Below are 21,171 nucleotides of genomic sequence, written 5' to 3'. Positions count from 1 at the left end.
TTATTTTTTAACTTTGAAAGCACTTAGCTTTAAATCCAAAGCATTAATTTGACCTCATAAAACAGTTTTGTTGCAATATAAAGAAGTTTTTATGAAAAACTGAGTAAAGTTCATTCTCAATCTTTAAAAACTTCATGCTACAATATGCGCCAATCTTAGCACGGCTTAAAAGCCCTACATTTCATAGGACCTCGCTAATGTTTGCCAATATCTCTATTGCTGAATTTGACCCTGAATTAGCGCAAGCAATCTCGAATGAAGATGCTCGCCAAGAAGCGCATATTGAGTTAATCGCTTCTGAAAACTATTGCTCACCAGCAGTAATGGAAGCACAAGGCTCAAAACTCACTAACAAATATGCAGAAGGCTACCCAGGCAAACGCTATTATGGCGGTTGTGAATATGTAGACGTGATCGAACAATTGGCGATTGATCGTGCTAAAGAGCTTTTTGGTGCTGACTATGCAAACGTTCAACCGCATGCAGGTTCTCAAGCAAACTCAGCAGTTTACCTTGCACTTCTTAACCCAGGCGATACAGTTCTTGGGATGAGTCTTGCTCACGGTGGTCACTTGACGCACGGTGCAAAAGTAAGTTTCTCAGGTAAAACATATAATGCGATTCAATACGGTTTAAATCCAGAAACTGGTGAAATCGATTATGAAGAAGTTGAGCGTTTAGCTGTAGAACATAAACCACGTATGATCGTGGCTGGTTTCTCTGCTTATAGCCAAATCGTAGATTGGCAACGTTTCCGTGAAATCGCGGACAAAGTTGGCGCTTACTTATTCGTAGATATGGCTCACGTTGCAGGTCTTGTTGCTGCGGGTGTTTACCCAAGCCCAGTGCAAATTGCTGATGTCACAACAACGACTACACATAAAACTTTACGTGGTCCACGTTCAGGTTTAATCCTTGCCAAAGCAAATGAAGAAATTGAGAAAAAACTTCAATCTGCTGTATTCCCTGGTAACCAAGGTGGTCCTTTAGTTCATGCAGTTGCTGCGAAAGCAATTTGTTTTAAAGAAGCAATGGCTCCTGAGTACAAAGCTTACCAACAACAAGTTGTTAAGAATGCACAAGCAATGGCTGAAGTGCTAATTGAGCGTGGTTATGACGTTGTATCTGGTGGTACTAAAAACCACTTGTTCCTATTGTCTTTAATTAAACAAGACATTACAGGTAAAGATGCTGATGCATGGTTGGGTGCTGCTCACATTACAGTGAACAAAAACTCTGTACCAAATGACCCACGTTCTCCATTTGTGACTTCAGGTATTCGTATTGGTACTCCTGCTGTCACAACTCGTGGTTTCGGTGAAGCTGAAGTACGTGACCTTGCAGGTTGGATCGCAGATATTTTAGATGCGAAAGGTGATGAAGCAGTAATTAATGCAGTGAAAGCGAAAGTTGAAGCTGTATGCGCTAAATTCCCTGTTTATGCAAAATAAGCATTGACTTGAGAAAGCCCCCTCAAGGGGGCTTTTTTTATAGCTTTAAAAAAGTGAGTGGATTATTCAATTGTCATAATTTCTGTTATAAGTGGAAGTTAGACATTAAATTTTTATTGCTGTTGCTCGTTCATCATATAAATTAAAGGAAGTGAAGTACATGGCTCAACCGAAGATTGTAATTACAGAACAAGATTTACATCGTTTAGAAACGATGCTTGAACATCAAACTAAATTAACACCCACAATGGAACATTTAGAAGATGAGTTGGCACGTGCAGATGTGGTTGCACCACAGGATATTCCTGCCAATATTGTGACGATGAATGCCAAAGTGTTGATTACAATTGCGCCTGCAACAGAAGCAACAGAAATTACTTTGGTGTATCCACATGACTTTAAAGGGGATAAAGGTCAAGTCAATATTCTTGCCCCAATTGGTGCTGCGATTATTGGCTTAGCTGAAGGTCAGGAAATTGAATGGCCACAACCCGATGGTCACACCATGAAAGTCAAAATTGAAAAAGTTCTGTATCAACCTGAACGTGAAGGGAAATTTATTTAAGTATTTAAAGCCATCATCATGATGGCTTTATTATGAGAATCATCATTTGCTACAACAGTAGGCACTTCACTATCTTGAAAGCATTTTTATTTTTAAACACAATTAATTAAATTCATAGATGAAAGCTGGACATTATCTGCCTTTAAATTGTGGAGCACGACGTTGTAACATTGCCATCACACCTTCTTGTGCGTCTTGTGAACCAAGTAATGGGCTGAGCAATTCTTGTAGATTGGCAAAAGCTGCTTCGGGACTTTGTAGAAATGCTTGATGCGCCGATTTGAGCGTCGCTTGTACTGCAAGTGGGGCAGCTTGAGCGATCCGTTCAGCCAGTTCAATCGCACGGATTAATTGGTTATTGCCTTCAACTACTTCTGTGACTAAGTTCATTTCATAAGCGGTTTGTGCATAGAATAAATCACCTGTCAGGATATATTTCATGGCTTTTGCCCAACCTGCAGCCTGTACAAAACGCACTGTTGCACCTCCAAAGGGTAAAATGCCACGTTGTACTTCAATTTGAGTAAATTGGGTATTTTCATTGGCAACCACAATGTCCGAGTTCAACATAAGTTCAATACCTGCGGTATAGCAGTAACCTTGTACCGCTGTGACCAAAGGTTTACTGCGTTGCCGACCGACTGTACCCCAAGGATTGACAATATCATGATGAAAATTGAATACACCGTCAGCAAGTTTGGGTTGTAACTCGACTAAATCTAAGCCAGCAGTGAAATGGTCACCATGTGCGAAAATCACAGCACAGCGTAGTTCAGGATTATTTTCATATTCGGTCAATGCCAATGATAAATCTTCAATCATGTAACTGTCGAAAGCATTGCGTTTAGTGGTACGGTCGAGTCCAATTAAAAAAATATGACCACGGATTTCACGGCTCACTTTTCCTTGTACTGACATTATTATTCTCTCTTTTATAGTGTTGAGTGTGGTGTGTGATTTAAGTTTTAATGGGTTATGAGAAAACTGTCAAATTTAAAAATGTGACGATTACGCTTATAGTGCCTGTTGATGTTATTGAAAATAGTAGCGTGAGATGTGTTGGCGAGCGTAATTGAGAAAAGTGTATAGACATCAAAGGATGTGGAGATAAATTACGGCATAAATATGCATAATCCTGCGAATTAGACTTGCATTCACAGTGTATTTTTTCATAATAAGCACTTCTTCCTTAGGGTAGCCCACGTATGTCCCCATTAGAAATATTTTCCGTGATCATTAGTGTCATCGGGGTGGCATTGACCATAAAACGAAGTATGTGGTGTTGGCTGTTTAACTTTCTTGCCTTTATTTTATATGCCTATTTATTCTACGAATATAAATTGTATGGTGAAACCATTTTACAGTTTTTGTTTATTATGGTGAATTTTTACGGTTTTTATCAATGGCTTAAAGGTAAACAACAAGATCATGAGATTCGTATTGAGCCCATCGCTATAAAGTTGGTTGTAGGGCAAATGATTTTAGCTGCTGTGGGTGGTTTTGTTTTTGGCTGGTCATTACATCATTTTACAGATGCCGCTTTGCCTTGGTTGGACTCACAGTTGGCCGCATTTAGTTTGTTAGCGACTTATTGGACTAGCCGTAAACATATTGCAACTTGGGTTTTATGGGTTTTCGTTGATATTATTTATGTGGGTATGTTTATTCACAAAGATTTATTTCTCACCGCAGGTTTATATGCGGCATTTGTGGCAATGGCAGCCTTTGGATGGTGGCAATGGACACAGGTCAAACAAAAGCAACAGCTCAAGCTGAGTACTTAAAGGTCACAGGCTATGTTGATTGATTTGATTGCGATGCAAAAGCAAAAGTTTCAACAACTTGCAGACAAAATTAAGGCTCAACCTGAATGTTATTTAAATTTTGACTCATTGGCAGATTTTTATCATGCGGCATGGCTAAATGATTTTCCAAAGGGGACGACATGGACAGTCACGGGCTTAGACGATGGTGCTGATGAGTTTGATATTCGTATTGAATATCGGGATATATTTAATCATTGAATATTCATCACAATATAAGATTTATACTGGCAAAAATAACAGATTTGAGAAGATTTTGAGTGATTCCAAGGAAGACTAAATCACAAAATCGCGGCTGAGTTGAATAATTAAATTTATGATTTTATTTATAAAGTCTATCTTTTTATTCAGAAATACAGTACATATTATTTATTATTGATGCATGCTTTAAAGACTGATCATCGTGATCATTTTATTATGCAAAATAATTCATATTATTTTTTATATGTGTGATGTAAATAATATTTTGCTCTTTAAAAATAGACTGAAGCATACACTTAATATGTCAACACGGCAGATGAAAATGAAATTGTGGCGCAAATTCAGTGCGTTTATAGGTGGAGAGATTATTCTCAACTGGAATACGCTCACCAAATGTTGTCTAGTGATGATACTAGGTGCCTTGGTCTATGCTCTATGGATTTCATGGTATTTATTTGTTTTTAGTTTCCCGACTTTAAAATATTGGATGAATGTGGATTTATTTTATTCACATTTAACACTTTCTATTATTATTTTCTTTTCATATTTATTGTTGGCATGGTTGGGGTGGAAGTTTAAAAATAGTACATGGGTGAAAGATTATTTTCCTTATTTTTCGATTTTATATTTTGCTTCTACATTAATTTATGGCGGTTTTAATATTGGGATTATTAGTCCTGCAACGATAGGAAGTTATATCAGTCTTATGTCTGTTGGTGTAGTTTTATTTGATCGTAAAATAATTTATAGCGCTGCGATTCCGATCTCAATATTTATGTTGAGTGCAATTATTTTAAGTAGCTTGCAACTTATACCCTATGCACCTTTATTTAGCCAGGAACTCAATGGCACCATTTTGTCGGAAAATCCATTTTGGGTGAATAGCATGCTCATTTTGTCTTTTCCGATTTTATTATTTTCGATCATTCTTTTTGAGATATTACTTACGCAATGGCGTAATCGTGAAGCACAGATTCAGAACATGAGTTTATTAGACCCATTGACCAATATTTTTAACCGCCGTAGTTTGGCACAGCGCTTAATGCAAATGCAGCTTGAGCAAACGGCGTATGCCTTGGTTTTACTTGATTTAGATCACTTTAAGATGATCAATGATACCTATGGACATGATGTTGGGGATTTGGTGCTGACGAAAGTGGCTAAATTGCTCGATATGCATGTAGGACAAGATGATATGGTCGGACGTTTTGGTGGCGAGGAATTTTTATTAATTTTAAAAAATAAAAATACTGAGCAAACGATTTTTATTGCTGAACAATGTCGAAAACTGATTGAACAAGAAGAGATTATCCTAGACCACGAGCAAAAACTCTATGTCACTGCCAGTTTTGGTGTTGCCATATCTGAACAAGATCAAAGTAAAGAAGTAGTGTTACGTCAAGCAGATCAGGCATTGTATTTGGCAAAGCATAAAGGACGTAATCAAGTGCGACATTATGCGGAAATACAGCATGATTAAGCTATTGATCTCTATGTTAAAAAGTACATTGATGATGAAGCTGTTGAGTGGTATTTAATGGTCAGTATACATTTTCAAATATTATCTACCTTTTTTTGCTTCATGACTGAAATAAAGCCTGAAATAGATGCCTCTCTATATATTTCGATGTAGAATATCATAGGCTTAAAATATTGAGTTAAAGTGACTCATCATTTGAATTTCGAGGCAAAAGTGACCGCAATTTCTAATGTGAATGCAGATGTATTAAAGCAAGCGCAACAGCGTATTCAGCAGGATTTACAAACAGCATTAGAGGCTTTTTCTCTTCCTGAACCTTTGAAATCTGCCGTACATCATGCTGTGATGTTAGGTGGAAAACGTGTCCGACCAGCATTATGTTATGCAACGTCCGCTTTACAAGAAAACAATCAAAATTTTGCGGCTGTACGCCGTGCGGCTGTTGCCATAGAGTTAATACATTGTTATTCATTGGCACATGATGATTTACCTTGTATGGATAATGATTTATTACGTCGAGGACAACCGACATGTCATGCAGCTTTTGGTGAAGATACAGCACTGTTGGCAGGTGATATTTTACAGTCGATGGCATTTGAAGTTTTAGGCAGTCGTTTGTTTGATCAAATGCAAGCGGTCGACAATTCAATTGTATTGAAACAAATGCAAATCTTGGCGACAGCAACCTCAAAAATGGTCTGTGGGCAGGTGTTAGATTTGCAAGCTGAAGGCAAACATGTTGATCAAGCACATTTAGAAAATATTCACCGTAATAAAACAGGTGCATTGATTCAAGCTGCCATCATGATGGCAGCGGTGACCATTTTTAAAGGTGCTGATCCTGCGATTCCGCAATTACGCCAGTTTGGACAAGCCATTGGTTTAGCATTCCAAGTTCAAGATGATATTTTAGATGTGATCTCTGACACTGTATCTTTAGGCAAAACCGCGGGTAAAGATGAGCAAGTGGATAAGTCGACCTATCCTGCATTGATGGGTTTAGAAAATGCCAAGCTTTATGCACAACAATTGCATGATCAAGCCTTTGAAGCTTTAGCGTATTTTGCTGAAAATGCTGCGGAATTAAATCAAATTTCGCAGTTTTTATTAGGACGGAAAAGTTAACTTTTTTGTGATGTATGAAGGTCGCAAGTCAATCGATTGACTTGCGATTTTTTTGAAAATTGAATGATTAAACCCCTAAGTATGGCAGATCGCTGAGCCATGTATTATTCGATGAATTGCATTAAAAATTCATAAGCTGCATCACGATCTAAAGGGCGTACTGTTTGCACAATGGTACGAATTTCCTCTTTTGCCCATTTTTCTTTTTCAGCCGCACAGACAAAAGATGCAAGCCAGATAAAAGGTGTATCGTGAGGACGTAGATAAAGACGTTTTAATTTTTTCAAAGCATTGTTCCGAAAATTTATTGGGATGACAGCGTCATCAATATTTTTATAAACTATGATTGTTATAATATAACACTAGATTTATTTTGAATATGAATAAAATGCATAATGGGGCTAATTTAGCCCCATTAATGTGATATTTGTTTAGGTTTTAGACTTATTTTGATGTTCTATAGAGTTGATCTGCTTCATCAAAACGCTGGATCATAGCTGCATTTGGTTTTTTGCTGATTAAACTTACAACAACAATTGCAATCATTGAGGCAATAAAGCCCGGGATAATGGCATAAAGTTCTGTTGCGATGAGCGCAGGCACCGTCACCCACAGAATAACCACGATCGCACCGACCACCATACCTGCGATTGCACCAGATAAAGTCATGCGTTTCCAGAACAATGAGAAGATGATTAATGGTCCAAATGCTGCACCAAAACCTGCCCATGCATTTGCCACTAAGCCAAGGACTTCAGAGTCTGGATCATGCGCTAAAACAATGGCTAAGATAGCAATCAGCAAGACCATTAAACGTCCAACCCAAACCAATTCTTTTTGTGAAGCAGATTTACGGATAAATGCTTTATAAAAGTCTTCGGTCAAGGTACTTGAACAGACCAATAACTGACAGCTTAATGTACTCATTACTGCGGCTAAAATCGCTGCCAATACAATACCCGCTACCCATGGATTAAATAAAATTTTGGTGAGTTCAATAAAAATCAGTTCATGATTGGCACTGACATTGCCTGCGAGCTCAGGATGTAGATAGAAAAATGCAATACCAAAGAAACCTGCTGCAACTGCGCCTCCGAGACATAAGGTCATCCATGTCATGCCAATACGGCGTGCATTTGGAATAGATTTGATCGAATCAATCGCCATAAAGCGCACTAAAATATGCGGTTGACCAAAATAGCCTAAACCCCATGCAAGCGATGAAATCACTGCAACGGTACTTAAATTGGTAAATAAATCTAAAGCATGTGGACGAGCAGCTTCTAAAGCAACAGTGACCTGTGACAAATCACCAATACTTAAAATCGTGACAATTGGCGTAAGTAATAATGCAAAAATCATGAGTGTCGCTTGAATCGTATCCGTCCAACTCACAGCCAAGAATCCACCAATAAATACATAACTGATGGTGGCAATAGCACTAATCCACAGTGCTGTGTTATAAGACATATCAAACATGCCTTCGAACAAACGTGCACCTGCGACCATACCCGATGCGCAATACACCGCAAAGAAGATTAAAATCACCACCGCAGAAATCACACGTAATACTTTTTTACGGTCATCAAAACGATTTGAAAAATAATCGGGTAAGGTGAGTGCATTATTTTGTACTTCAGTATGGACACGTAAACGTCCCGCAACCAAAAACCAATTCAGCCATGCACCAATAATCAGACCGATGGCGATCCACATTTTAGATAAACCGAACAGATAAATGGCACCAGGTAAACCCATGAGTAACCAACCACTCATATCAGATGCGCCTGCGGATAATGCAGTGACAAAGCTACCTAAACGGCGTCCACCTAAGATATAGTCGGAAAAATCTTTGGTTGCACGATATGCCAATAAGCCAATCACAATCATGGCGACAATATAGAACATAAAGGTTATTAGGGTGGGATTTAGGGAGCTCATACGCAGTCCAAGTGTATGTAAGACAACAATTTGAAATAGTTTATTTCAAAAAATAACGTGAAATTTAAGCACAAATTAACAATATTTGCTGACTAATTATTGTGCATAAGAAAAAATAGGCAGTCTTGAAACCACCTATTTTACTGAAAAATAATAAATTAATTATTTCTTCCCATTACACCACGAATGGTATTTAACACATCTGCTGGCAATACAACCGTTTTCGCATTATTCGATTTTGCCATATCTTGCATGGCTTTTACGTACTGTTCACCTAACAAATATGCCACAGGGATTTCTTTGTCTCCTACCGCAGAAGTCACCATTGAAATGGCTTTTTGTGATGCTTCTGCTAATACCACTTGTGCTTCAGCATCACGGCGAGAGGCTTCTAAACGTCCATCTGCTTCTAAAATTGCAGCCTGTTTTTCACCATCCGCTTTGGTTACAGTTGCACGGCGTTGACGTTCAGCTGCAGCCTGAGCTTCCATCGCCGATTGCATGGTGGTCGAGGGTTGAATATCTTGAATTTCCACAGTTTTAAGGGTAATTCCCCAGTCTGAAATATCATCGGAAATTGCAGCTTTAAGTTTGGCTTTGATATGGTCACGTGATGACAAGGCATCATCTAAATCCATTTCACCAACGATAGAACGTAATGAGGTTTGTACTAGATTTTGAATTGCCCATGTATAGTTTTCAATCCCATAGACCGCTTTTTCAGGTGTGGTAATATTGATATAAGCCACAGCATTCATCAATAATACTGCATTATCACGAGTAATCACTTCTTGAGAAGGAATATCCAAAACAATATCTTTGGTGGTGATTTTATAAGCAACATCATCTACATAAGGAATAATAAAATTTAGCCCTGGACTGAGGGTACTGTCATATTTCCCTAAACGCTGTACGATCCACTTATAACCTTGTGGGACAATACGAACACCTTTGAATATGGTGACGATGACCAATGCAGAAAGAGCAACTGCAATAATTGAACCAATTGACATGTTTATTCCTCTTTTCTAAAAAATTATAATGGTGTTTGAGTGCTTTGATGGGGTTGAATGACCAGATCATTTCCTGAAATATCAACAACGCGGACACGATCACCCACTGCAACAGGAGAGAGAGTTCGACAATTCCATTCATCAGCACCTAAAATAGGCATGGGAAAGCGGACTTTGACATGATCATGTGTTAAATCTGTTTGAATGACCATACCCACTTGACCGATGGTGGACTCACGGGCAAGACCTGCTTTAGTTTTATCTATAGATAAGGGTTTAATAAATTTAAACCAAAAAAGAGTACAACTGATCGAAAGGATGATCCAAAAAATAATTTGGGTAGTTAAAGATAGACTAGGGAAAAGCCAAAAAAGAATGGCAACCAATATCGCTGCAACCCCAAACCACAGTGCAGCAAAAGAAGGCAGAATCAGTTCAAAGAGGATTAACAACACACCTAAAACTAACCAATGCCAAGGTTCTATTATAAAATTCATACGTCTACTCTAATTGTAATCATGGAGATAGATGACGAATCATCTCAATCAATGTAACAGATCGCGGTCAGAATGAATATTAAAAAATGACCAACTTCTCTGATGAAAAGTTGGTTACAGTGATGAAAAAATTAGATTCTTGCTTTAAGTGCGGGTTGTAGTGCAGCCGGGGATTTTTTAAAATTGTTAATAGCCGTTTGAATTGCAGTAATTTTCAACTGTGCAGCTTTTTCCCCCTCCAAAATCGCTTGATTACTCGCTGTTAAGTCCAAAGTCCCTAAATGTCCCACTTTGGGTTGGATCACGATATTGGCTTGAGCAAGTTCTGACTGAATACTTTGTTGTCCCATAATGTTAATGGTCTGATCGAGTAAGCCCCACATATTCATGGGTTGGCTGCCTGAAGGACGTGCAGAAATATCGACTGCAATCACAATATCAGCACCCATATTTTTCGCAGTTTGTACTGGAATTGGACTGACTAAGCCACCATCGACATATTTAGTCTTGCCAATAGTTGCGGGTACAAAGACATTAGGAATACTACATGAAGCACGGACAGCTTGACCTGCATTTCCTTTGATGAATTCTGCTTTTTTACCATTGTCTAAGCGGGTTGCCACGGCTGCAAAACGAATTGGAAATTTTTCAATGGGTTTATTGGCCACATGACTATTGACATAATTTTGCAGCTTTTCACCCAAAATAATCCCTTGACGATTAAGAGTTAAGTCACGCAGATCTGACTCTTTGAGCTGTAGGGCAATTTGCTGCATTTGATAAGGTGTTTTACCACTGGCATAAATACTACCGACAAAACTCCCTGCACTTGTTCCTGTCACAATTTTGGGTTTAATACCATGTGACTCAAGTACTTTGATTACACCAATATGGGCGAAGCCTTTGGCACCACCACCGCCTAAAGCAAGTGCAATCACAGGTTCACGGGCTTTGATTGCTGTGGTTGTGGGTGGTGTTTTTGTGGTTTTATCACAGCCTACCAATGCCAGACCAAGTAAGCTGATGAGTCCAAAGAGTTTGATATGCATGTGCGTTATCTATTCATAAATTAAACAAAATATGCGCAACATCACAACAGATTACGTTATGATTTTCTAGCGCTTTTTAAACAGTTTTTGTAACGGTTTAGCCAATCGGGCAGGATTTTTGGGTGAAAAATTGCCCTGATAATGACTGAAAATTTGCGCTAAGTCTGCATCATAGTCGCCTGTAGGGGTGAATACACCTAAGCAACGAATCATTTTTTGCTCATAATCAAAAGCAAACATGACAATTGGAATATGTGCACCCATGGCAATATGATAAAAACCACTTTTGATTTTTTCAGCTTGTTTGCGTGTCCCTTCAGGCGCGAGGGCAATCCAAATTTTATCCGTAGATTGAATGGCATTGACAATTTGTTGGGTCAAGCCATGAGGGGAGTCACGTTGTACAGGAATTACCCCCATCCATTTAAATAGCTTATCCAATGGCGGTTTAAATAAACTGTCTTTGCCAAAGATCGTGACTTTTAAGCCAATGCCGAGCATGGCTAAGAATGCATACAATCCATCAAAATTAGATGTATGTGGCGAAACAATAGCAACCGCTTTAGGGATATTGGGAAATTGTCCTTCAAAGCGCCATCCTTGTGCGAGATATAAATTTTTAAAAAAAGCACGGCTTTTTGGTGTTCCACGATGTGGAACTTGATCGGGTAATTGTGGAAAATTTATTGCCATTGTTGTTTACATAACACTAAAAATCACTGTAAATATGCATTTTTCATAGATAATAGTACATGGATAAATTGTAATTATCCAACAACATTATCTACTCTAAAAGATCGCCAATTGGTTGAAAGGTCAATATTGTTATGCCCAAAGCCCCCCATTTGTATGTCCTGTTGTTTTCTTTATATTGGGCACAAGGATTACCTGTTGGTTTTATGACACATGCTTTGCCTGTGATTTTAAGGGCACAAGGAGTGTCACTGACCCATATTGGTGGTTTTGGTTTGCTGATGGCACCTTGGGCGATGAAAGTCCTGTGGGCACCTTGGGTTGACCGTTATGGTGCATTGGGGTTTGGGCATTATCGGAGTTGGATTATTCCTTGTCAGTTACTGACAGTTACTATTTTAATTGTTTTATCTTATTTGCCCATTCAAGCTTTAAATGAACCTGTGTATTTATTGGGATTTTTTATTACTTTATTGTTGATGAATGGCATTGGTGCCACCCAAGATATTGCCACAGATGCTTTGGCAGTCAATATTCTCAAAGGTGAACAACAACATTGGGGCAATATGTTTCAAGTGGTGGGGTCGCGTTTAGGATTTATTGTTGGTGGTGGGGTGATTTTGTGGGCATTGGACAGTTTGACATGGCAAACGACTTTTTTAATTTTAGCTGCAATTGTATTTTTAAATATTGTGCCTGCTTTATTTTATCGAGAACCACAACATCATTTACACTTAGAGCAATCTAAACCAAGGGAACAGGCTGAGAGCAAAGCACCTTTCATGCAGCAAATCTCAGAATATTTACAGTATTTTTTAAACACTAAAGTCATGTTGTATTGGTTCATTGTATTATGCACGATCAAAATTGCGGATGGTTTGTCAGGTCCAATTAGCAAGCCACTCATGGTGGATTTAGGTTTAACGTATTCACAAATTGGTGTTTACATCACCATGTTAGGGGCAGGGGCTGCATTATGTGGTGCAGGTTTAGCGAGTCTTTATTTACAGTATTTTTCACGTGTTCGTGCACTAATTTTATTCTCTTTTTTTAAAGTATTGAGTTTGCTTGCTTATGCATGGCTCGCATATCAATTCCAACAAAAAACTGCAGTTTCGCATCTGACTATTTATTTCATCAATGCTGTCGATGATATGTTTGCAGCCATGCTTTTGGTGGTGATTTTGACTTTGATAATGCAATATAGCCGTAAAACGCATGCAGGAACAGACTTTACCTTTCAGGTCTCTGTGATGGCGGCAGTAAGTGGCATGCTGTATAGTCTCAGTGGAATCTTGGGCGATGTGATGGGATATTTTGATTATTTTATCTTGATGAGTTGTGTTGCTCTCCTGTGTTTATTGCCCATTTTTCTATGGATGAAGCAAGTGCATCTAAAAATAGATGAAAATTAAACTATTGGTAAAATGCTAAATTGTGCAAATTTATGTATTTCAGTGGTTTATCTCTATTTCTTAAGGCTATTTCAGTTTAAATTAAGTCTTTCTTAAGGTTCAATTTTTACAGTTGATTATCTTTTATGCATGATCAGACTGAGATGTTGGGATTCTTAGAAAAACGATTCAATCAAAAAATAACGGTTTCATTTACTGTTTTTACTTTAGCTATGGCGGTGTGGTTAGGGGTATGTTTAAATTTTGCTTTTTATCGTCAAATTCATAATTTAACGCCATATCAAGGTATTAAATCCTATGCTTTTCTAGCTGCTACAGCCTTAATTTTAATCGCATTATATAATCTGATTTTACAAATCTTGGGTTGGAAGTGGACACTCAAAGCAATTACCGTTTTACTGGTATTTATTGGTGGATTCAGTGCCTATTTTGTGAATTCATTGGGTGTGGTGATTTCTCCTGATCAAATTCAAAATATGATGCAGACAGACCCTGCAGAAGTACGTGATCTGGTTTCACTCCGTTTTATTTTATGGTCGATTGCTTTTGTGGTTTTACCCATCGCATTGATTTTTTGGGTCAATATTCGTGATGAGTCCATTTCGAAAACCTTGCTGAAAAAGTTAGCCAGTAGTATTGCTTCTTTGGCAGTAATCGGTTCATTGTTATTTGTCTATTATGTCGATTTTGCTGCAATTTTTCGTGAGCATCGAGATTTAAAAGGCATGATTTCACCACAAAATGTGTTTGCTGCAACCAGTTCTTATTTCCATAAAAGAGCGCCAAAGGAAAATTTACCTTTAATTCGTTATGGTGAAGATGCACATTTGGTTGAAGACACCTCAACACAAAAACATCCGAAATTGATGGTATTGGTGGTCGGTGAAACCGCACGTGCTGAAAGCTTTGCTTTAGATGGTTATCATAAAAATACCAATCCTGAATTGTCTAAACAGGCAGGTCTGATTAATTATAGTCAGGTGAGTTCATGTGGTACAGCCACAGCAGTGTCAGTACCTTGTATGTTCTCAGGAATGCCACGTCTTGAATATGATGAGCACTTAGCAAGCCATCGTGAAGGACTACTCGATATTGCACAACGTGCAGGTTATAAAGTGACGTGGATTGATAATAACTCTGGCTGTAAAGGCACATGTAATCGTGTAGAACAGTATAAAATTCCTGAAAATCTAAAACAAAAATGGTGTAAAGAAGGAGAGTGTCTGGATGGTATTTTGGTGGACAGTTTAAAACAATATATTTCAACGATTCCGAAAAATGATGTATCACCGCATTTGATTGTATTACATCAGATGGGTAGCCATGGCCCTGCTTATTATAAACGTGCACCTCAAGCGTTTCAGGTATTTCATCCAACCTGTGATACCAACGCGATTCAAGGCTGTACACGTGAGGAATTATTAAACAGTTATGACAATAGTATTGTGTATACTGACCATGTGCTGAATCAAGTGATTGAAGTTTTAAAAACACAAACGCAATATAGAACAGGTTTTTGGTATTTGTCTGATCATGGTGAATCTACAGGTGAGCATGGTATGTATTTACATGGCGCACCGTATTCAATTGCACCGAGCCAACAAACCCATGTACCGATGATGATGTGGTTCTCTGACAGTTGGAAACAAGCACATGCTGCACAAGTCAATTGTTTGGCACAACAAAAGGCAAAAACCTTGAGTCAGGATAATTTATTTCCAAGTTTGTTAAGTCTGTTGGGTGTTAAAACCCAAGTGATTAATCAAAATCATAATATGCTCAGCCAATGTGCTGTACGTAGTTAATACAGGATGCCAAACATGACTAAAATCTTAATGATTGAAGATGACTTTATGATTGCTGAATCAACGCTCACCTTGTTGCGTTTTCATCAATATGAAGTGGAATGGGTCAATAATGGCTTGGATGGGTTAAAACAATTGACCCATCAACAATTTGATTTGATTTTATTAGACTTAGGTCTGCCAATGATGGATGGCATGCAAGTACTGAAGCAAATTCGACAACGGGTAGCAACGCCTGTATTGATCATTTCTGCACGAGATCAACTGCAAAATCGTGTAGATGGTTTAAATCAAGGCGCAGATGATTATTTGATTAAACCGTATGAATTTGAAGAATTAATTGCACGTATCCAAGCGTTATTACGTCGTTCGAATCAAACGCAAGCGCTGCAATCAGGTGCTGAAATCCTAAAAAATGGAGATTTAGTACTCGATGTAGAGCAGCATCTCGCAACTTTTAAAGGTGAATTGGTCGAATTATCTAAACGTGAATGGGCAATCTTAATTCCACTGATGACCCACCCAAATAAAATATTTTCTAAAACCAATTTAGAAGATAAGTTATATGCTTTAGACAGTGAAATTAATAGCAATACCATTGAAGTCTATGTGCATCATATTCGTTCAAAATTAGGTAAAAACATTATTCGTACTATTCGTGGTTTGGGCTATCGTTTTGGTCAAGCCTAATATTTTGGAAAAATTTGAAATAAAAGTATGACAGAAAAACAGCATTATTCTCTTAGAAGGCGCTTAATTACATATGTCTCGCTCTTTAGCGTGCTCATGGGTTGCCTGCTCATTTTTACTGCTTATAAAACGTCATTACATGAAATCACTGAAATTCTAGATGAACAAATGGTGTATTTGGCGGAACGTGTTGCCAAAAATCCACGTCCATTAGAAAGTCAATTTAATCATCAAAAACGTTATCATGAAGAAGATTTGTTTATCGATGTTTGGGCGTACAATGAGCGTAAAGACCTCAGTCATGATGAACATTATTTGATTGAACCGAAAAGTAAAGCAGGCTTCTATACCCAAGAAACTGAAAATGGTACTTGGATTGCTTATGTTTTACCTACACCACAATATCAAATTCAAATTAGTCAACAACTAAAAGTGCGTAAAGAGCTGGCATTTGAGTTAGCAGGTACAATGTTTTTGCCTTATTTGTTGATTATGCCTTTTGCCCTGTTTGCATTGGTATTTATTATTCGTAGAAGCTTAAAGCCTTTAGAAGCGTTTAAATCTGAACTGTCGTTACGTGATTCAAATAGTTTATCTTCGATTCAAAGTAGTCATTATCCCGAAGAGCTTGTGCCTACTATTAATGAAATGAATCATTTATTTGAACGTATTTCTATTGCTCAACAGGAACAACGCCAATTTGTCGCTGATGCTGCACATGAGTTACGGACACCGATTACCGCACTCAACTTACAAACCAAGATTTTGATTAGCCAATTGCCTGATGACCCTAATTTATTGAATTTAAGTAAAGGTTTGGCACGGATGCAGCATTTGGTCACCCAACTCTTGGCACTTGCCAAACAAGATGCTTCGTTGAAATACGAGCGACCCGCGACTACTTTTCAGTTAAATGATGTTGCATTTAATTGTGTTGAACAATTACTTAATCTTGCGATGCAAAAAGACATAGATCTTGGATTTTTACGCAATGATCCTGTACAGATGTTTAGTGTTGAACAAAGTGTGCATTCGATTATTTTTAATTTAATTGATAATGCCATTAAATATACCCCTGATACAGGTGTGATCAATATTTCTGTATTTGAAGATGGGCATGGCTCAGCATTTGTTAAAATTGAGGACAGTGGTCCGGGAATCGAACCTGAGTTATATGAAAAAGTGCTGAAACGCTTTTATCGAATCCATCATCACTTAGAAGTGGGCAGTGGTCTAGGATTATCGATTGTAGAAAAAGCAGTACAACATTTGGGTGGACTACTGACTTTATCGCGCAGTGAAGAACTCGGTGGTTTAGAGGTTCTGGTTAAATTACCGATGCAATTGAGTGATCAGTAAATCTTTAAAATGAGGTGAAAATACGGTTTCACCTCATCAATTATTGTGCATGTTTTTGAAATTTTTTATAGAAAATGGCATACAGAACAGCATTTAAACTAAATATAATCCAAGCTGTCCATAGATTGTGACTGAGAAAATGTGCGCCTCGCATCATTTGCCCCCAACCCATAATAAAGCCTAAAGTTAGACCGAAAAATAAGAAGAGATAGGCACATTTTTTTGAACTTAAACGATAGACAAAAAATCCAGTCATCAGTGCAAAGCCTGTACTGGCATGCCCACCTGGAAAACAGTGTCCATGTGTTGCAGTGAAGTCCCAAATAAATCCTGTAGGGGTTGCTTGTGTCATATTCCATGGACAAGCATGCTGCGATTGAGATTTTAATAATCCGACGACACCTGTACACAATATACTGACCCAAAACATATAGCCATATTGCCAACGAGATGGTTTTAATTTTTCAACCTTAAATGAAGCTAACCATAAAAATAAAAAACTCAGATAAACTAAAATCAAAATATTTTTCAGGTGTTTATGATTCCAATGTACCAAATAATAGTTATCACGATAGGTAAAATGTCCAAATTGATCCATCCAAGGTCGAATCAAATTTTGGTCAATTGCGCCACCAACAGGAAAATAACAGAGCAGAATCACACCGGATATCAAACTGACTGTCATACAAGACAGCATAAATTTTTGAAAATTTGAGAAAACCATATCGGATAAAATGCAAATGTGAAATGAAAATATAGTTTATGATTTAAGCAATTAAAACTTAAATGAGTATTAATCTATACAATTTCATCATATCGAAATTTGGTCTTATTGTTGTGCAACTGAAAAAATACCATGAAAATTCAAGCAGTACTTTTTGATTTAGACAATACGTTGACCCACCGAGATCAGAGCGTGGTGGTGTATGCACAACGCTTTTTAAATGACTTTTCACATCATTTAGCCACATCTGAACTAGAAAAAACCGTGGATATCATCCGTTATATTGACAATGGTGGTTATCCTAAAAAAGAACGATTAACACATTCAAGTATTGCTGCTTCAGTGGGGCAGGCTTTAACAGATACTTTGACTTGGAATACATTGCCCGACCTTGATGAACTTACTCAATATTGGTTTGAGCAATTTGGCATGGCTGCGGTTGCAATGCAGGGTGCAGCAGATTTATTGCAATATTTAAAGCAAGAAAATTATAAATTAGCGGTGATTTCCAATGGTGGGCATGCAACCCGTTTAAAAATTTTACAGGGTTTGGGCTTTGCTCATTATTTTGACCAGATTATCAGTTCGGAATTGGTGGGCATAAGTAAGCCTAAACCTGAAATATTTTTAGATACCTGTCAGCGTTTACATATACAACCACAACAGGCTTTATATATTGGTGATCATCCAGTGAATGATTATGCAGGTGCAACAGGTGCAGGTCTCAATGCATTATTGCTGAACGGCTTTCATGAAAATGTTGCACATATTCCACAACGGATTGATGAATTAAAGCAAGTTTTAGATTATTTATCTCTTAAAGATTGAGATAAAAAACCTCCTGAGAGCAGGAGGTAGTGGTGATTTAGAGCCAAAACACAAGAGCAGCATAATTTGTATTTAAAAAATAGCATCCTCTGAATTTGCTGAAATTTTATGAATAGATAAATCAGCACCACGAAATTCTTCTTCTTGGCTTAAACGAATACCCATCGTCACTTTTAAAATACCATAGACTGCAAAAGCACCAAGCAACGCAATAATAATGGCAAAGATTGTACCGAAGATCTGCGATAACATCGAAACACCGCCTAAACCGCCCAACCAAGTTTGACCGAATAGACCCACAGCAATACCACCAAAGGCACCACATACCCCATGTAAAGGCCATACGCCGAGTACGTCGTCCACTTTTAAGCGGTTTTGTGTATAAGTAAATAACTTAACGAAGAAGAAGCCTGCAAATATCCCGATGAATAAAGCACCCATAGGATGAACAATGTCAGAGCCTGCACAGATCGCAACTAAACCCGCCAATGGACCATTATGTAAAAAGCCAGGGTCTTCTTTGCCGAAGAAATTGGCTGCAATTGTTCCCCCGACCATCGCCATCAGTGAGTTGATTGCGACTAATCCTGAAATAGCATCTAAACGTTGTGCGCTCATGACATTGAAACCAAACCAACCCACAATCAAAATCCATGAACCAAGTGCTAAAAATGGAATAGATGAAGGTGGATGTGCACTGATGCGTCCATCTTTTTTATAACGACCATGTCGAGCGCCTAGTAAAATTACGGCTGCAAGTGCCATCCATCCGCCCATTGCATGTACAACAACTGAACCTGCAAAGTCATGAAAAGATGCACCAAATGCATTTTTTAACCAATCTTGTAATCCAAAATTACCATTCCATGCAATGCCTTCAAAAAAAGGATAAACCAAGGCAACTAAAAACAAAGTCGCAATCGCTTGAGTACGCATTTTGGCACGTTCAGCAATTCCCCCTGAAATAATGGCAGGAATAGCTGCTGCAAAAGTCAGTAAAAAGAAACAGCGCATCAAGTTGTAACCATGCTCAGCGGAAAGTTGTATGCCTGAATGGAAAAAGTGTTGACCATAAGCGATGTAATAGCCCACAAAAAAATAAGCAATCGCTGAAATAGAAAAGTCAGTCAAAATTTTACTCAGTGCATTGACTTGGTTTTTGTGGCGTACAGTACCGAGTTCTAAAAATGCAAATCCTGCATGCATTGCAAGTACAAGGATCGCACCGAGTAGAAGGAAAAGTAGATCAATATTTTGCATAAGGGCTCTGATTTGGTGCTGAATGTTACAGTTTGGTTCAAGTATAACGAGCTATTTGTGGGCGTGAAGAGGGGAAAGACGGGAAAAATTGATCAAAAATGGAGAAGAAGCTGCAAGACTCGATATAAAGCAAAACCCTGCACTAAGTTGGATTTTTTGCATTATTTCGGTGCGTTTAAAAAAATATGTATTATTTTAAGTTTTTGAAAAATATGGTATTATTTTTTATGTAAGGCATGTGTAAAATAAAAGGCTATATAAAAATAAAAACATAAATAAATTTTTTTTGTTCAATGCTGTAAAGTTCTAATTCTTGCATTTTAATATTGCATTTTTAGGATACGGCATGACTCAGATCTTCCTCTCATTATTTCCTTTATTGGCTTTAATTTTTGGGGGGAATATTCTAAAAAGAACAAAATTTTTAACGGATGGTTTTTGGAGTGGTGCAGAAAAACTCAATTATTATCTGCTATTTCCTGCAATGCTATTTGCTAATTTATCGACAGCAACGATTCATTTAGGCATGATCAAAACCATTTTTACGGTTTTGATTTCTATTTTGCTGATTACCTGTATCGTATTATATGTCATTCGTGCGACGCAAAAAACCGATGCTGCACGTTTTGGTGTCTATATGCAGAGCATGGTACGCTTTAATACGTATATGGGTTTAGCTATTGTTGCTGCATTATTTAGTCAACAGGGCATGACCATTTTAGCCATTACTTTGGCAATGTGCATTCCGATTGTAAATGTCTTATCTGTATTGGCGCTCACTCGACAGGACAATATGGATGCTCAATCTATTTTACTTTCTGTGTTGAAAAACCCCTTAATTATGGCGTGTGTGGTGGGGATTGCCTTTAATTTTTCAGGTCTGAGTTTATGGGCAGGCTTTACAGATTTAATTAAACAGTTGGCAATATGCAGTTTACCTTTGGGTTTGCTCTGTGTCGGTGCAGCTTTACAATTTACCGAGCTAAAAAAAGAGCTTTGGGTTTTATTCTTAAATACTTTTGCTCGATTGCTGATCATGCCAGCACTCGCTTATATGGTGTGTAGATTTTTACATTTAAGCCAACTTGAAACCCAAGTTTTAGTCCTGTTTTTTGCATTACCGACCGCCTCGGCATCTTATATTTTAACTAAGGTTTTGGGTGGGGATCATCAATTGATGGCTGGGGTAATCAGCTTGCAAACCTTATGTTCAGCATTTACTTTACCGCTCGTTTTGCTTTGGGTGATGTAG

At 37.9% G+C, this 21,171-nt stretch carries 21 protein-coding genes; 12 read left to right on the top strand and 9 right to left on the bottom strand.

The window, feature by feature from the left end; genetic code table 11:
* Nucleotides 1-197 precede the first annotated feature (197 nt).
* Entirely contained in the window at nucleotides 198-1,451 is a 1,254-nt protein-coding gene (gene glyA, locus HUV91_RS08205) for a serine hydroxymethyltransferase (RefSeq protein WP_130072977.1), read from the top strand.
* Between the two features lie 160 nt (nucleotides 1,452-1,611).
* A complete protein-coding gene (rnk, locus tag HUV91_RS08200; RefSeq protein WP_130072976.1) occupies nucleotides 1,612-2,016 on the top strand; it encodes a nucleoside diphosphate kinase regulator in 405 nt (134 codons plus the stop codon).
* Nucleotides 2,017-2,148: 132 nt separating this feature from the next.
* On the opposite strand, the gene HUV91_RS08195 is transcribed toward rnk, so the two are convergent.
* Nucleotides 2,149-2,934 (bottom strand): crotonase/enoyl-CoA hydratase family protein, encoded by a 786-nt coding sequence (locus tag HUV91_RS08195; protein WP_416332277.1) that lies wholly within the window; start codon nucleotides 2,932-2,934, stop codon nucleotides 2,149-2,151.
* 287 nt (nucleotides 2,935-3,221) lie between these two features.
* Here HUV91_RS08195 and pnuC point away from each other — a divergent pair, with 287 nt between their 5' ends.
* From pnuC to HUV91_RS08175, 4 genes are all read left to right on the top strand, one after another.
* A complete protein-coding gene (gene pnuC, locus HUV91_RS08190) occupies nucleotides 3,222-3,800 on the top strand; it encodes a nicotinamide riboside transporter PnuC (protein WP_130072974.1) in 579 nt (192 codons plus the stop codon).
* A gap of 12 nt (nucleotides 3,801-3,812) precedes the next feature.
* A complete protein-coding gene (locus HUV91_RS08185; protein ID WP_228721850.1) occupies nucleotides 3,813-4,040 on the top strand; it encodes a hypothetical protein in 228 nt (75 codons plus the stop codon).
* Nucleotides 4,041-4,362: 322 nt separating this feature from the next.
* Entirely contained in the window at nucleotides 4,363-5,520 is a 1,158-nt protein-coding gene (locus HUV91_RS08180; RefSeq protein ID WP_174493091.1) for a GGDEF domain-containing protein, read from the top strand.
* 213 nt (nucleotides 5,521-5,733) lie between these two features.
* Nucleotides 5,734-6,645 (top strand): polyprenyl synthetase family protein, encoded by a 912-nt coding sequence (locus HUV91_RS08175; RefSeq protein WP_130072971.1) that lies wholly within the window; start codon nucleotides 5,734-5,736, stop codon nucleotides 6,643-6,645.
* A gap of 104 nt (nucleotides 6,646-6,749) precedes the next feature.
* Here HUV91_RS08175 and HUV91_RS08170 read toward each other — a convergent pair whose 3' ends face one another.
* The 6 genes from HUV91_RS08170 to HUV91_RS08145 all read right to left on the bottom strand — a co-directional run bounded on the left by HUV91_RS08170 (nucleotide 6,750) and on the right by HUV91_RS08145 (nucleotide 11,838).
* Nucleotides 6,750-6,932 (bottom strand): hypothetical protein, encoded by a 183-nt coding sequence (locus tag HUV91_RS08170; RefSeq protein ID WP_130072970.1) that lies wholly within the window; start codon nucleotides 6,930-6,932, stop codon nucleotides 6,750-6,752.
* Between the two features lie 157 nt (nucleotides 6,933-7,089).
* Nucleotides 7,090-8,586, bottom strand: a complete 1,497-nt coding sequence (gene putP / locus HUV91_RS08165) for a sodium/proline symporter PutP (protein ID WP_130072969.1) — start codon at nucleotides 8,584-8,586, stop codon at nucleotides 7,090-7,092.
* A gap of 158 nt (nucleotides 8,587-8,744) precedes the next feature.
* Entirely contained in the window at nucleotides 8,745-9,599 is an 855-nt protein-coding gene (locus HUV91_RS08160; RefSeq protein WP_130072968.1) for an SPFH domain-containing protein, read from the bottom strand.
* Nucleotides 9,600-9,622: 23 nt separating this feature from the next.
* Nucleotides 9,623-10,096: an NfeD family protein gene (locus HUV91_RS08155; RefSeq protein WP_130072967.1), complete on the bottom strand. Its 474-nt coding sequence runs from the start codon at nucleotides 10,094-10,096 to the stop codon at nucleotides 9,623-9,625.
* A 131-nt stretch (nucleotides 10,097-10,227) separates the two neighbouring features.
* Nucleotides 10,228-11,145 carry a patatin-like phospholipase family protein gene (locus HUV91_RS08150; protein WP_174493090.1) on the bottom strand — a complete coding sequence of 306 codons (918 nt, stop codon included), beginning with the start codon at nucleotides 11,143-11,145 and terminating at the stop codon, nucleotides 10,228-10,230.
* A 66-nt stretch (nucleotides 11,146-11,211) separates the two neighbouring features.
* Nucleotides 11,212-11,838, bottom strand: a complete 627-nt coding sequence (locus HUV91_RS08145; RefSeq protein ID WP_130072965.1) for a lysophospholipid acyltransferase family protein — start codon at nucleotides 11,836-11,838, stop codon at nucleotides 11,212-11,214.
* 134 nt (nucleotides 11,839-11,972) lie between these two features.
* Here HUV91_RS08145 and HUV91_RS08140 point away from each other — a divergent pair, with 134 nt between their 5' ends.
* The 4 genes from HUV91_RS08140 (at nucleotide 11,973) to HUV91_RS08125 (ending at nucleotide 17,107) form a co-directional block, all read left to right on the top strand.
* Nucleotides 11,973-13,253, top strand: a complete 1,281-nt coding sequence (locus HUV91_RS08140; protein ID WP_174493089.1) for an MFS transporter — start codon at nucleotides 11,973-11,975, stop codon at nucleotides 13,251-13,253.
* A gap of 143 nt (nucleotides 13,254-13,396) precedes the next feature.
* Entirely contained in the window at nucleotides 13,397-15,058 is a 1,662-nt protein-coding gene (locus HUV91_RS08135) for a phosphoethanolamine transferase (RefSeq protein WP_174493612.1), read from the top strand.
* Between the two features lie 15 nt (nucleotides 15,059-15,073).
* Nucleotides 15,074-15,748, top strand: coding sequence for a response regulator transcription factor (locus HUV91_RS08130; RefSeq protein WP_130072963.1), 675 nt, complete (start codon nucleotides 15,074-15,076; stop codon nucleotides 15,746-15,748).
* Nucleotides 15,749-15,775: 27 nt separating this feature from the next.
* Nucleotides 15,776-17,107, top strand: a complete 1,332-nt coding sequence (locus HUV91_RS08125) for an ATP-binding protein (protein WP_174493088.1) — start codon at nucleotides 15,776-15,778, stop codon at nucleotides 17,105-17,107.
* 40 nt (nucleotides 17,108-17,147) lie between these two features.
* Here the strand turns inward: HUV91_RS08125 and HUV91_RS08120 are convergent, their stop codons facing one another.
* Nucleotides 17,148-17,792 carry a phosphatase PAP2 family protein gene (locus HUV91_RS08120; RefSeq protein WP_227554776.1) on the bottom strand — a complete coding sequence of 215 codons (645 nt, stop codon included), beginning with the start codon at nucleotides 17,790-17,792 and terminating at the stop codon, nucleotides 17,148-17,150.
* A gap of 171 nt (nucleotides 17,793-17,963) precedes the next feature.
* On the opposite strand from HUV91_RS08120, the gene HUV91_RS08115 reads away from it, so the two are divergent.
* The gene (locus tag HUV91_RS08115; RefSeq protein WP_174493086.1) at nucleotides 17,964-18,659 is read left to right on the top strand and encodes an HAD family hydrolase; all 696 of its coding nucleotides are present in this window, start codon (nucleotides 17,964-17,966) and stop codon (nucleotides 18,657-18,659) included.
* A gap of 72 nt (nucleotides 18,660-18,731) precedes the next feature.
* Here the strand turns inward: HUV91_RS08115 and HUV91_RS08110 are convergent, their stop codons facing one another.
* Nucleotides 18,732-19,919 (bottom strand): ammonium transporter, encoded by a 1,188-nt coding sequence (locus HUV91_RS08110; protein WP_130072959.1) that lies wholly within the window; start codon nucleotides 19,917-19,919, stop codon nucleotides 18,732-18,734.
* Nucleotides 19,920-20,265: 346 nt separating this feature from the next.
* Between HUV91_RS08110 and HUV91_RS08105 the strand changes: the two genes are divergently transcribed.
* A complete protein-coding gene (locus HUV91_RS08105) occupies nucleotides 20,266-21,171 on the top strand; it encodes an AEC family transporter (RefSeq protein WP_130072958.1) in 906 nt (301 codons plus the stop codon).

Origin of the sequence: Acinetobacter sp. Marseille-Q1623, assembly GCF_902809895.1 — a bacterium.
GTDB classification, from domain to species: Bacteria; Pseudomonadota; Gammaproteobacteria; order Pseudomonadales; family Moraxellaceae; genus Acinetobacter; species Acinetobacter piscicola_A.
The sequence above is the reverse complement of the archived record's forward strand: the minus strand, read 5'-3'. Positions and strand labels throughout refer to the sequence as shown.